Origin of the sequence: Acinetobacter sp. YH01005 (genome assembly GCF_013420465.1) — a bacterium.
Classification (GTDB): domain Bacteria; phylum Pseudomonadota; class Gammaproteobacteria; order Pseudomonadales; family Moraxellaceae; genus Acinetobacter; species Acinetobacter amyesii.
This window is the reverse complement of record NZ_VOYA01000009.1, coordinates 16,047-28,766: the sequence shown is the minus strand read 5'-3', so window position 1 is coordinate 28,766 and position 12,720 is coordinate 16,047. Positions and strand designations below refer to the sequence as shown.

12 protein-coding genes are annotated in these 12,720 nt (G+C 40.4%); 8 read left to right on the top strand and 4 right to left on the bottom strand.

Going from position 1 to position 12,720, the window contains the following annotated elements; all coding sequences use genetic code 11:
• Positions 1-6: 6 nt before the first annotated feature.
• The 6 genes from FTT72_RS08205 to alr all read left to right on the top strand — a co-directional run bounded on the left by FTT72_RS08205 (position 7) and on the right by alr (position 4,834).
• Entirely contained in the window at positions 7-795 is a 789-nt protein-coding gene (locus FTT72_RS08205) for a DUF3142 domain-containing protein (protein ID WP_180178220.1), read from the top strand.
• Between the two features lie 157 nt (positions 796-952).
• Positions 953-1,339 (top strand): 30S ribosomal protein S6, encoded by a 387-nt coding sequence (gene rpsF, locus FTT72_RS08200; RefSeq protein WP_004696436.1) that lies wholly within the window; start codon positions 953-955, stop codon positions 1,337-1,339.
• A 12-nt stretch (positions 1,340-1,351) separates the two neighbouring features.
• On the top strand, positions 1,352-1,579 hold the full coding sequence (rpsR, locus tag FTT72_RS08195; RefSeq protein ID WP_004278792.1) for a 30S ribosomal protein S18: 228 nt from the start codon (positions 1,352-1,354) through the stop codon (positions 1,577-1,579).
• 9 nt (positions 1,580-1,588) lie between these two features.
• Positions 1,589-2,035 carry a 50S ribosomal protein L9 gene (gene rplI, locus FTT72_RS08190; RefSeq protein ID WP_078188585.1) on the top strand — a complete coding sequence of 149 codons (447 nt, stop codon included), beginning with the start codon at positions 1,589-1,591 and terminating at the stop codon, positions 2,033-2,035.
• A gap of 237 nt (positions 2,036-2,272) precedes the next feature.
• A complete protein-coding gene (dnaB, locus tag FTT72_RS08185; RefSeq protein WP_078188586.1) occupies positions 2,273-3,712 on the top strand; it encodes a replicative DNA helicase in 1,440 nt (479 codons plus the stop codon).
• Between the two features lie 48 nt (positions 3,713-3,760).
• On the top strand, positions 3,761-4,834 hold the full coding sequence (gene alr, locus FTT72_RS08180) for an alanine racemase (RefSeq protein WP_180007907.1): 1,074 nt from the start codon (positions 3,761-3,763) through the stop codon (positions 4,832-4,834).
• A gap of 96 nt (positions 4,835-4,930) precedes the next feature.
• Here the strand turns inward: alr and FTT72_RS08175 are convergent, their stop codons facing one another.
• The 4 genes from FTT72_RS08175 to FTT72_RS08160 are packed head-to-tail and all read right to left on the bottom strand — an operon-like array spanning position 4,931 to position 8,631.
• Complete coding sequence (locus FTT72_RS08175; protein WP_180007906.1) at positions 4,931-5,665, bottom strand: proteasome-type protease; 735 nt, start codon at positions 5,663-5,665, stop codon at positions 4,931-4,933.
• Positions 5,666-5,682: 17 nt separating this feature from the next.
• On the bottom strand, positions 5,683-6,462 hold the full coding sequence (locus FTT72_RS08170) for a transglutaminase family protein (protein WP_168377742.1): 780 nt from the start codon (positions 6,460-6,462) through the stop codon (positions 5,683-5,685).
• Positions 6,459-7,061 (bottom strand): alpha-E domain-containing protein, encoded by a 603-nt coding sequence (locus tag FTT72_RS08165; RefSeq protein ID WP_168377743.1) that lies wholly within the window; start codon positions 7,059-7,061, stop codon positions 6,459-6,461. The genes FTT72_RS08170 and FTT72_RS08165 overlap by 4 nt, the downstream gene beginning before the upstream one ends.
• Positions 7,062-7,083: 22 nt before the next feature.
• Positions 7,084-8,631: a circularly permuted type 2 ATP-grasp protein gene (locus FTT72_RS08160; RefSeq protein WP_168377744.1), complete on the bottom strand. Its 1,548-nt coding sequence runs from the start codon at positions 8,629-8,631 to the stop codon at positions 7,084-7,086.
• Positions 8,632-8,891: 260 nt separating this feature from the next.
• On the opposite strand from FTT72_RS08160, the gene FTT72_RS08155 reads away from it, so the two are divergent.
• Together FTT72_RS08155 and FTT72_RS08150 are read left to right on the top strand one after the other, a co-directional pair.
• Positions 8,892-9,890: a YafY family protein gene (locus FTT72_RS08155; protein ID WP_168377745.1), complete on the top strand. Its 999-nt coding sequence runs from the start codon at positions 8,892-8,894 to the stop codon at positions 9,888-9,890.
• A gap of 839 nt (positions 9,891-10,729) precedes the next feature.
• The gene (locus FTT72_RS08150) at positions 10,730-12,400 is read left to right on the top strand and encodes an FMN-binding glutamate synthase family protein (RefSeq protein ID WP_180178192.1); all 1,671 of its coding nucleotides are present in this window, start codon (positions 10,730-10,732) and stop codon (positions 12,398-12,400) included.
• Positions 12,401-12,720 lie beyond the last annotated feature (320 nt).

Sequence of the window (12,720 nt, the reverse complement as noted above, 5' to 3'; positions counted from 1 at the left end):
TTGATGATGATTTTGCAGGTGATCAAGTGGTCAAGAACATTTCGACTTTTGCTTATCTTGAGTATAGGTTTGTGCTCTGCTTGCACACCTGCCCAATCTGGAAAAACACAACAGGCTCAAACCAAATTACAGCAACGTGTTGATGCAGCACATTATTCAAGTTTTTGGATTTGGGGCAATATTTCTAGTAGCCCCTACTTACAGCAAGCCACGGAGCTCTATATTTTACAAGGTGAATTGAATTGGAATAAACCTTTAAAACGATCCGAGTTTATCCCTCAAGGCATTCAAGTCCTCCATAAACCACAGCAGAAAATTTGGATTGTAATCCGTAGCCATCATTTACAATGGTCAAATAGCAATATTCAGCAAATTTTGCAGCGGCTAAAACATTGGGAAAATAACGGCAATCAGATCCAAGGCTTACAAATCGATTTTGACGCAAAAACTAAAAACATTCATCAATATGCCTTATTCCTTGAAAATATACGAAAGCAACTACCTCAAAAATATCGTTTAAGCATTACTGGTTTAATGGATTGGACAAATATTCAAGATCAGCAAACGCTCAGTGTTTTGCGACGCAATATTGATGAGATCGCTATTCAAACTTATCGTGGTAGTGTCACGATCGAGAATTACACGAGTTATCTGAATAAAGTCTCAAAATTGAAACTACCCTATAAAATAGGCCTCGTACAACATGGCCGTTGGCACGCACCTCAACATTTAATTAATGATCCTTATTTTAAAGGTTATGTGGTGTTTTTATTACGTACCGCTAATCGGCCTTAAACCATAAATAATTCAAGCATTTTAAATCCATGCCTTGTATTTCAAACCTAAACGCTCTAAAATTCACGCTTCGCAATTATTGCGACACAACTTTGGTTGTGACTCCTTGCTTCAATCAATTAATGATTGGGGCTGCCTAAACCGTAAGGAGCTGACAATGCGTCACTACGAAATCGTACTATTGGTACATCCAGACCAAAGCGATCAAGTTGTGGGTATGGTAGAACGTTACCTAACTCACATCAAAGAAGCTGAAGGTCAAATCCACCGTCTTGAAGACTGGGGTCGTCGTCAATTGGCTTACCCAATCAACAAGATCCACAAAGCTCACTACATTCTTATGAATGTTGAGTGTGGTCAAACTACTCTTGATGAGCTAGAAGAATTGTTCCGTTACAACGACGCAATCATTCGTAGCCTTATCATCCGTCGTGAAAACGCTATCACTGAAGAGTCACTATTGGCTAAGAGTGCTGAAGAAAAACGTGCGCGTAAAGCTCAACGTGAAGAAGCACAACAAGCTCAAGACTCTGCTGAAGCATAAGGAGAACATAACATGGCACGTTTTTACCGTCGTCGCAAGTTCTGCCGCTTTACAGCTGAGAACGTTACGTACATCGACTACAAAGATATCGACACTTTAAAACAGTACATCACTGAAAACGGCAAGATTGTTCCTAGCCGTATTACAGGTACTAAAGCTCGTTACCAACGTCAATTAGCGCTTGCTATCAAACAAGCTCGCTACTTGTCTTTGATCCCTTACACTGACAATCATAAGTGAGGTTGAGCTGTGGATATTATCTTATTACAACGCATTAAAAACCTTGGTAAATTAGGCGATAAAGTTTCAGTTAAAGCTGGTTACGGCCGTAACTTCCTTATCCCTCAAGGTAAAGCAGTTGCTGCTACTGAAGCTAACACTGCTGCATTTGAAGCTCGTCGTGCTGAACTTGAGAAACAAGAAGCTGAAGTATTAGCTGCTGCTCAAGCACGTGCTGACCAATTGAACGAAGTTAACATCGTAATCACTGCTAAAGCTGGTGACGAAGGTAAACTATTCGGTTCTATCGGTACTCGTGACATCGCTGACGCGTTAACTAATGCTGGTCTTGTTGTAGACCGCGCAGAAGTTCGTTTACCAAATGGTGCGCTTCGCAACACTGGTGAATTCAACATCGCAATCCAATTGCATCATGATGTTGTTGCAGAAGTTCTAGTTACTATCGTAGCTGAGTAATTTCTTGCAAAGAAAAGAGCATGCTTACGCATGCTCTTTTTTTATCTGTAAAAAATAGTGCTCCACTTTTTTACATTTTCAACTCTTCATTCAATTCAATGTGTGACGAATTAATCGGAAATACTTGTTCGCATTTCTGTAGAAAACGCCTATCATTTCAGTTTAATGAAGAGTTGAAAAAACTGTAATTAGCACCCATTTCCATCACATTAAATGGTTTCAGCATCAGGGATTTTTATGTCACAGGCGAATGCCAGCAAGCCAAACTCTACGCCAACAGCAAAAACCACAGAACAAAGTTCGTTGAAAGAGTTTCGTACCCCACCCCATAACCTTGCGATTGAACAAGCTGTGCTTGCTGCACTGATGACCGTTGCAGAATCATTTGAGCAAGTGGGTGATGTACTGACTGAAGCTGATTTTTATGCGACCCGTCATAAATATATTTTCCGAGCAATCGATCAACTATCAAAAGATAGCTCACCTTATGATGCGGTCTTAGTCAATGACTGGCTAATTAAACAAAACTTGCTCGATGCTGCTGGTGGCGAAGAATACCTGATGCAACTGATGTCAGATTCACCTTCTAGTTTCTATAACCTTGAAACTTATGCTGCAAAAATTAAAGAGTTTTCAACTTTACGCAGCATGATTAAAGTCAGCTCGGAGATTTTACAAAATGCCTATGACACCAAAGGTCGTACGGTCAGTGAAATTTTAGATCTAGCAGAAACTAATATTTTCTCTATTGCCGAGCAACACAACAACAACGCCAAAGCTCAAGGCCCTAAAGCCATTAACTCTGTCGTTGCTAGTGTATTTGATAAGTTGAATGAACTTTCTCAAACTGAAGGCAGTATCACGGGTTTAACCACTGGATTTGTAGAACTTGATAATAAAACCTCAGGTATGCAAGCAGGCGATTTGATTATTGTGGCGGCCCGTCCATCGATGGGTAAAACTACTTTTGCCATGAACTTGGTTGAAAGTGTGCTGTTTAATAACAACCTGCCCGCTCTAGTTTACTCTATGGAGATGCCCGCGGACTCGATTGCAATGCGTTTGATATCCTCGTTCGGTCGTGTACACCAAGGGCATTTACGTGCAGGTAAAATGGATGCAGATGAATGGTCGAAAGTAACCAGTACCATTGTGCATCTCCAAGAAAAGAATTTGTATATCGATGACTCGTCTGCACTACCTCCAACGGAAGTACGTGCCCGCGCGCGCCGAATTGCCAAAATGCACGGCGGTAAACTTGGCTGCATCATGGTCGATTACTTGCAGCTTATGAAAGTACCCGGTATGGGCGATAACCGTGTTGGCGAGATCTCAGAAATTTCCCGAAGCTTAAAAGCACTGGCTAAAGAAATGCACTGCCCAGTAATTGCACTGTCACAGTTGAACCGATCACTGGAAAACCGTCCTAATAAACGCCCAGTGATGTCCGACTTACGTGAATCAGGTGCAATCGAGCAGGATGCCGATTTGATCATGTTTATTTACCGCGACGAGGTTTATAACAAAGAATCTAAAGAAGCGGGTACTGCAGAAATTATTATTGGTAAACAGCGTAACGGTCCAATTGGTACTGTGCGTCTTGCCTTTGAAGGTCAATACACCAAATTTAGTAACCTCTCCCCTGAGTTTTATGCTCAGTATGATGATGAAGAGTAAAGACTTTTTATCATCCATTAATTCATCGACCCTGTAGGAGTATTTAGGGTGCGCCAAGCTACAGTTTATATTGATCAACAAGCACTTCAATATAATTTAAACCGTGTCAAACAACTTGCCCCAACCGCTAAAATTGTAAGTATGGTGAAAGCCAATGCTTATGGACATGGAGTTAAAGACTGCTTAGCAGCCTTAAAAGACAGTGATGCCTTCGGTGTTGCCTGCCTAGAAGAAGCCTTAGAAATTCGTGAACTGGGTTATGAACAACCCATTACGTTGATTGAAGGCATTTTCTCAGATGATGAAATGCAAATTATCATCGATAAAAAAATTGAATGTGTGGTGCATCATCAGCAACAACTAGATTGGTTACGTGCGCATAAAGAGGCCTATATCGCTCAAGGTCTGAAAGTTTGGGTCAAACTCAACAGCGGTATGAACCGTTTAGGTTTTAAAGTGCCTGAAATTATTGATGTCATTAATGCTTTAAAGGCGGAAGGTTTTACTTGCGTACTGGCGATGCACTTTGCCAATGCAGACGCAGAAAATCATCCTTTAAATGACCAACAACGTGAACAATTCTTACACGTAAAAGAAGCTTGTGCGCCAATCATGGGTTCGTGCTGTAACTCGGCTGCGATTTTCAAATGGCCAGAACTGAATTTTGATTTTGTTCGCCCAGGCATCATGCTATATGGCGCGACACCTTTCTCAGACCGTTCTGTAGAAGCATTAGATCTTAAACCGGTGATGACCTTTACCGCTGAAGTGATTGCTTTAAATACCATTCAAGCTGGTGAATCTGTGGGTTATGGATCGACTTTCGTTGCAGAACAAGAAATGAATCTTGCGATTGTGTCGATTGGTTATGGTGACGGTTATCCACGTGCCTTCCCTAAACAAAACTATGTATCCATCCATGGACAGAAAACGCGTGTGATTGGCCGTGTTGCCATGGATATGATTGCGATTGATATCACCGGTATGCATGCACCGATAGGCACTGAAGTTGAGCTTTGGGGCAAAGATCGTCTGGTTGATGACGTTGCAGAAGCGAACGGAACCATTGGCTATGAATTATTATGCCGTATGAGCGCGCGCCCTGTACGTAAATTAGCTTAATTACGCCAAATCAAAAAGCCCAGATCAAATCTGGGCTTTTTTTTATCTCGCTTTTTTTATTCACTTTTTAAATTGATCGATTTGTTGATCAAATGGTTATTGAAAATAGTCAGCTGTTGGTTTTGCCAATTCAATCAAACCCTGACGCAATGCTTCTGACCAGCCTTTACTGATCATGGTGAAATATGGGTCCTCTTCATAAATGCGCTTACCATTTGGTATTTCTAAACTGTCCTTTTTATAAACCAAAGCATCTAAAGGCATACCTACAGATACATTTGAGCGTATCGTTGAATCAAAAGAAATTAAGCTACAACGCATTGCTTCATCGAGTGGCATATCGTAACGCAAAGTTCGGTCGAGTATCGGCTTGCCATATTTGCTTTCGCCAATTTGAAAATATGGGGTATCAGGTGTTGCACAAATAAAGTTGCCTTGTGGATAGATGTTATATAACTGCATATCCGCACTGCCAATTTGACCGCCTACCAATAAACTACAGTAATAATTACTTTGTTCTAAAGTATCTGATGTGACATCTGAGATGACTTTTTTTAAGGTATGCCCGACCAATTCAGCCACTTCGAACATCGTATTTACACTATATAAATTCGGCTCTTGTTTGACCTCTAGCTGATTTTGTAAATGCCCGATGACCGCTTGTGTAGTAGCTAAATTCCCAGAGGTTTGGATGGTAATAAATCGCTCACCCGCAATACCAAAGGTATAAAGTTTACGAAAAACTGAAATATGGTCAACACCTGCATTTGTCCGTGTATCACTGATAAATACCATGCCATCTTTTAACCGTAATGCACAACAATAGGTCATTTTTATCCCTCAAATGATTAACAACTCAGCACTTGTACAATTGAGCTCATAGACTCAATACCACCTTTATCACGAACGCCTCGAACTGGAGCTACATCCCAGTAGTCCCGCCCAATCGCAACATAAATATGTGATTGTGGTGTAAATAGCTGATTACTGACATCAAAACAATACCATTTATTTTCGATATAGACTTCTACCCAAGCGTGACTGGCAAGGTGGCTACTATTCGGCACAAATAAATACCCAGAAATATAACGTGCAGGAATACCCAAATAGCGACACATTGCGATCATGACATGGCTATGATCCTGACATACCCCTTGCTTATGATGAAAAGCATCAATCGCTGAAGTATGTACCGATGTTTGATTCGATACATAGGGAATATGCGCCAATATCGCTTCAGCCAAACGAATCAGATTGGCACGATTGATACGAGGGACATAGCAATCGGCAAAACTTTTCATGTGAATATCGTACTGCGTACTCGGCGTTGGCTGTAAAAACAATTTCGGGTTTAAATCATCCGCATTTGAATCATTTGAACTCAAATTCATCTCTACGATGCCCTGCGCCATAATGGTCATTTGCAGATAAGGTTCGCGCTGCGTTGTGGTCAACCACACATTACCAAAAGTATCCAATTGCATATCACGCTGCCCCGGCACACTCACATCCCAATTTTGCACCTGTTGGTGTGCATTGGTGGACGGGGTCATTTTGATATATTGAATGCTTCTGTTTACCACATCAGTGTAAACATAATGGGTCTGATGGTTGATCATGAGCCTCATACAGCCACCTCAAACATATTTTGGATATGATCACTGAAATGGTAGAAGTTTTGGCTATTCGGCTGCTGTTTAAGTGCCAACCATGCCTCTTGCACGCTTTCCCATCCAAACTGAACCAAAGCCATGACAATATGTTCAATCTTCGCTAGGGTGTGTTGAATGTCCTGCTGCATGCGTAACTGGCGATCAAGCTGCTCTATGGCTTGTCCTAAACTAAAAAATAAAAATACATCTTCAGATTCGGACTCTAAAACATCTTGGCAATCTGTTACCACGTCACAGATATAACCTGGGTTATCACTCGCATTACGAATTAAACGGCTGAGTTCTGCATAACTTTTTGCTGAAAGTACACCCCTTAAGTCCTGAATATTACTTTGCGCATATTGAAATTGGCTGGAAAATGACGCCGGCTGCTCCGCATTTAAAACCAATTCATTCATTGAGTCGGCATCAAATGCTGGCAAACAAAAAGCATGTGCATAGTTCAATGCCGTATCGACATCTTGAAATGGAAAAATACTGCATAAATATTGAGTGCGTGCTAAATAACGCCCCAACCAAAAAATATGTTCTGCATTACTGTTTAATAAAATCATGTTTTGCTCCTTCACTGAAGTGCTATGAGCGTAAATCGTCTACTACCCATGTATCTTTAATCCCGCCGCCTTGCGAAGAATTCACCACCAATGAACCTGCTTGCATCGCGACACGAGTTAAGCCACCCGGTACAATTTCAGTTCGATATGGTGAACTCAGTACAAATGGGCGTAAATCGATATGGCGTTCCGAAACACCCGCCTCACTTAGGGTTGGGCTGACAGATAAATTTAAAGTCGGCTGTGCAATATATAAATGTGGTGCTGCGGCCACTTTATCTTTAAAGCTATTTAATTCTTGTAAAGAAGCTTGTGGACCGATCAGCATGCCGTAACCACCTGAACCCTGCGCTTCTTTGACCACCAATTTTTCGATATTCGAGAGCACATAATCCAATTCGTTCTGCTCACGACATTGATAGGTCGGCACATTTTTCAGGATCGCTTGTTCGCCTAAATAGAAATGAATCATTTTATCCACATATGGATAAATCGATTTATCATCTGCTACGCCTGTTCCCGGTGCATTTGCAATGACCACATTATGTTGCATATACGCTGACATGAGCCCTGCTACGCCCAAAGTACTGTCAGGTTTGAAACATAATGGATCGAGAAAAGCATCATCCACACGACGATAAATTACATCAACCTGTTGTCGGCCTTTAATGGTTTTCACATAAACCTTATCGTTTTCTACATAAAGGTCACGCGATGTCACTAAGGGTACATCCATCTCCCTTGCCAAAAAAGCATGTTCATAATAAGCACTGTTAAAACGCCCTGGGGTTAAAACCACGATAAACGGGTTATCGACGTAGGCATTTTCTGCAAGAATTTCACGTAAAAGCTGCGGATACTGCTCAATCCCCATGATGTTGCTTTGCTGGCAAAGTTCAGGCATCAGTTTTTGACTGATCTTACGGCTTTCTAGCATATACGACACACCAGACGGTGTTCTAAGATTATCCTCAAGGACGTAAAATTCGCCTGATTGATCTCGGATGATATCAATGCCACTGATTTGGCTATAAATTTTACCTTTTAGCCCATGCATATACATTTGTGGCAAATAGGCTTCATGGGTTAAGACTTGCAGTTCAGGAATAATTCCTGCTTTTAAAATATCTTGTTGATGATAGACATCATGTAAAAACAGATTGAGTGCTTTCACGCGCTGTGCGCAGCCTAGAGATAAATTATTCCATTCCTTTCGTGCAATCACACGCGGAATAAGATCATAAGGTATGGTGCGTTCAATGCCCTCATCTTCGCCATACACTGTAAAAGTAATGCCTTCATAGAGAAAATGTTGTTTTGCAACCTGATTTAGTTGCTTCAATTCATCAAGCGTATGCTGTGATAACCACTGCTCTATCCGTTGGCATGATTCTTTAGCTACCGTTTTGCTGTCGCGCATTTCATTAAAAAAATCCGAATTGAATTGATTAAACAGCGCATATCCTCGAGCAAGTGGTAAAGTTTTTAATGTAGAGACAGAAGTATTAACCAACTTTGCCTCATAACCCTCAATTCCATTTGAAGTTGTATTACGATTTTCTTTCAGCATAGCAACTCCATGTTTTTGTCATGTTTTGTAAATCAGATAAAGCAATATATATGCCATCAATACATATGCTGCTTCTCTTTGATTATTTATGCATCATTTTTGCAAAGTGGAACAGCATGTAACTGCTCAAGTTGTGTCAAATTGCGTTATTAAAATCATCTTAGTTTTTTTAGATGAAGACTTGCTTAACGCAGGAAGATTTCTTATTGTGTCCCACAGCATCATTTTATTCATTTAAGTCCAAGTTCAAGCACTAGATTATGTCTTCACAAGAAAAAGAAACGTCGAACAGCCTCTATCGTCAGTGGCAAATTCTTTCACGACTGTCCACAGGTAAGTGGATGGGTACCCGTGAATTACAAGAAATACTGAACCGTGAAGGCATTGATATCAGCCTACGCACCATTCAGCGTGACTTAAATCAAATTTCTCTACGTTTCCCAATTGAGAGCAGTAAAACAACGCCGCAAGGCTGGCGTTGGCGTTCTGATGCACCGATTCAAAGCCTGCCTCATATGACCAGCTCACAAGCGGTCACCTTTATGATGGTTGAGGAGCATCTAAAGCATTTGCTTCCGCCAAGCTTAATTGAAGAAATGAATCCTTGGTTTGACCTCGCACGTCGAAGTCTGTCGTCGCAAAATAATGTCCGTCAGTGGATTAACCGCGTGCGGATCGTGCCAGCTACTCAGCCATTGATTCCTCCTGTGGTTGAAAAAGTCGCACAGCAATCGATTTATGAAGGCTTACTACAAGACAAACAACTGGAATGTCTATATCAAGGTCGTGGACAACAAAGCGAAGAAAAGACCTATATTTTAAATCCACTGGCGTTGGTCCAAAAAGGTGCAATTATTTATTTGGTGTGCACACGTCATGACAAAACAGACATCCAAACCTTTGCTTTACATCGTTTTAAATCAGCTACAGTCTTAAATTCACGTGCATTACACCCTGTCGATTTTGATATTGATGCCTATATTGACTCTGGAGCGCTTGGCTTCCGTGTGGACTTCAATAAGCCGACTGAAATGATTCAGCTCAAATTAACCATGTCGGAATCAGAAGCAGTTTATTTTGAAGAAAGTCAGCTAAGTAAAGATCAAGTGATTCAAAAAACCGAAGATGGCTGGGTTGAAGTTAGTGCAACAGTACCATTTACCTCTCAGTTAACATGGTGGCTGCGTAGTTTTGGGAAAAAGATTCAGAAAATTGAACCTGAAGAAGTCGCTATAGTTGTACAACAACGCAATGATTAAACCGATCTAAGGTTTTCTGCTACCTTAAATACTAACTAATGTTACGCACATAAAAGTAATTTCGCATTTTAAAAATGATTTTTAAGTCTATTCGACGGAGTCTTACATCTAGGGTTTAAATAAAGGAATTAGCCTTCGGCTGGAGGTACTTTTGTTTCGGCAAAAGTACCCAAAACCATTGTCATCCGCAAAACTCGTTCACTAACGTCTACTTATTCAAAGTATCGCAAAAACATTTTTAAATAAATGTAGTCCTGTCTCAAACACTTGCGGATGACCTTACCGCGTATCATTCTTTTATTTGAGGTGACAACTTCTAACGCATAATGAATATCTAGTACATTATTTATGCTTAGATTTTCCCTTAAAATATCAACACATAAAAAAGTCCCAACGCTGGGACTGGATAATTTCTTAGAATATTTTTGTAATTTTAGTCGTTTAGGTCAAAGGAACTACAGCATAAGTACCTGCTGAATACCTTATGCCGTAGCGCTAATTTCTCATGGCTATAATCAATTACTGACATAGGCAGGCTAGGTCGGCATTATTATAACGAATAGATTTCATAGTCATATTCAGCACCTCGTGTTTAGAAAGTAAAATCACTATAACCTCCATTTTGTTCACTGTGAAATAACAAGAACCGCGCTACTTTTCATAAATTTTCTTAAAGAACATTTCTGCTTTTCTTATCTGATTTGGATTTAAATGAAAAATTCATCCAACTTCAGTGCTGCTTTTTATAAATGCTACACTGAATCAACAAATTAACGCTTGAGCATTGTACATAAACTCGGCAAATTAATAGAAACTGAGCTCATAAGATTTTTTAAAACATGCCAAGTCCAGCACAAACTATCAGACATAAACTTTTAAATACTTTTTTCTCTCGACATTCCATTTGGTTTGCTTGTATTTTTATCTTCCTACTCATTTCGAGTTTTCATTTAGGTTATTCCCCTCGTTATATTCAATATTTTATTCCACAAACCTTATTGAATAGTATCTGGGTCATTACTGGGCTTTTAAGCTTATTGGGTTTGTATGACGTCATACAAAACAAACATTCGATCTTAAAAAATTACCCCATCATGGGGCACTTTCGTTTTCTATTTGAAGAATTTCGACCTGAAATTCGCCAATATTTTATTGAATCTGATCAAGATGCACTGCCCTTTTCTCGTATGCAACGTAGCTTGGTCTATCAACGTGCAAAAAACCAAAATGCAGATAAACCATTTGGTTCAATTGTTGATGTTTACCAAAATGATTACCGCTTTATCAATCACTCCTTGTCACCTTGCATTCCTGCCATTCCTGAAACATTCCGTATTAACATCGGCAATGAGCAATGTAAGCAACCGTATAGCGCATCGATATTAAACATCTCTGCGATGAGCTTTGGTAGCTTAAGTGCCAATGCCATTCGTGCCTTAAACTTAGGCGCAAAAATGGGCAAGTTCTACCATGACACCGGTGAAGGCAGTATTAGTCCGTATCATTTGGAAAATGGTGGCGATATTGTTTGGGAACTCGGTAGTGGTTATTTCGGTTGTCGTACGATTGATGGTCAATTCGACCCTGTACGTTTTGCTGAACAAGCCAAGCACCCTCAAGTCAAAATGATTGAGATCAAATTATCTCAAGGTGCAAAACCAGGCCATGGTGGCATTTTACCTAAAGACAAAATTTCCGAAGAGATTGCTCAAATCCGTGGTGTCAGCCGTGAACATGACTGTATCTCTCCATCTAGCCATCCTGCCTTTAGCACCCCTATTGAAATGATGCAATTTATTCAGCAATTGCGCGAACTGTCAGAAGGCAAACCTGTGGGTTTTAAACTGTGTATCGGGCAACCATGGCAATTTATGAGTATCGTAAAAGCCATGTTACATACAGGGATTACACCTGATTTTATCGTAGTGGATGGTTCTGAAGGTGGGACTGGCGCAGCGCCAATTGAATTGATCGATAATATGGGTACGCCACTGCGTGAAGGCCTACTCTTTGTTAATAACACCCTGATTGGTGCAGGCTTACGTTCAAAAATTAAAGTCGGTGCCAGTGGTAAAATTATTAGTGCTTTTGATATTGCCAGTACCATGGCAATTGGCGCAGATTGGGTCAACTCAGCTCGTGGCTTTATGTTTGCAGTTGGGTGTATTCAAGCTCAAAGCTGTCATACCAACCAATGTCCAGTTGGCGTTGCGACACAAGACAAAGACCGTCAAAAAGCCATCCATGTTCCGACCAAAGCAGAACGTGTTTTTAATTTCCACAAAAATACCTTGCATGGCTTATCTGAACTTATTGCCTCAGCAGGTTTACAACATCCATCCGATATCCGTGCGCACCATCTAGCGCAGCGGATTAATAACCGTGAAATTAAAAACTATGCACAGCTACATTTTTGGTTAAAAGATGGGGAGCTACTCAGCTGTGAAAATAAAGATGAGGAAAACTTCTATTTCCGTATGTGGAATATGGCCCATCTAGAAAAGTTCTAATCCTTACCGCATAAAAAAGAGGCGACTACGCCTCTTTTTTTTCGTCTAGATCAATAACACTGATTCATTTATAAACGTCCTGATTAGTAACTAATGTTACGCAGTAACACCAGAAGCGCAATTTGATTCAAATAAAAGAACGATACGCGGCAACGTCATCCGCAAGTGTTTGAGACAGGACGACATCTAATCAAAAAAGTTTTTGCGATAGTTTGAATAAGTAGATGCTAGTGAACGAGTTTTGTCAGTGAGGTGCATTGCACCGCAAGATGGTTTCCTTGCGAAGCTTTGCTTCTCATTTTGCCTAATGAGAAACAATG

Excerpts from the sequence above, each read along its gene's own strand:
- FTT72_RS08150 (WP_180178192.1), top strand. The coding sequence starts at position 10,730 with ATGCCAAGTCCAGCACAAACTATCAGACATAAACTTTTAAATACTTTT.
- FTT72_RS08160 (WP_168377744.1), bottom strand. The coding sequence starts at position 8,631 with ATGCTGAAAGAAAATCGTAATACAACTTCAAATGGAATTGAGGGTTAT.
- FTT72_RS08155 (WP_168377745.1), top strand. The coding sequence starts at position 8,892 with ATGTCTTCACAAGAAAAAGAAACGTCGAACAGCCTCTATCGTCAGTGG.
- dnaB (WP_078188586.1), top strand. The coding sequence starts at position 2,273 with ATGTCACAGGCGAATGCCAGCAAGCCAAACTCTACGCCAACAGCAAAA.
- rpsF (WP_004696436.1), top strand. The coding sequence starts at position 953 with ATGCGTCACTACGAAATCGTACTATTGGTACATCCAGACCAAAGCGAT.
- FTT72_RS08170 (WP_168377742.1), bottom strand. The coding sequence starts at position 6,462 with ATGAGGCTCATGATCAACCATCAGACCCATTATGTTTACACTGATGTG.
- FTT72_RS08205 (WP_180178220.1), top strand. The coding sequence starts at position 7 with ATGATTTTGCAGGTGATCAAGTGGTCAAGAACATTTCGACTTTTGCTT.
- FTT72_RS08175 (WP_180007906.1), bottom strand. The coding sequence starts at position 5,665 with ATGACCTATTGTTGTGCATTACGGTTAAAAGATGGCATGGTATTTATC.
- FTT72_RS08165 (WP_168377743.1), bottom strand. The coding sequence starts at position 7,061 with ATGATTTTATTAAACAGTAATGCAGAACATATTTTTTGGTTGGGGCGT.
- rpsR (WP_004278792.1), top strand. The coding sequence starts at position 1,352 with ATGGCACGTTTTTACCGTCGTCGCAAGTTCTGCCGCTTTACAGCTGAG.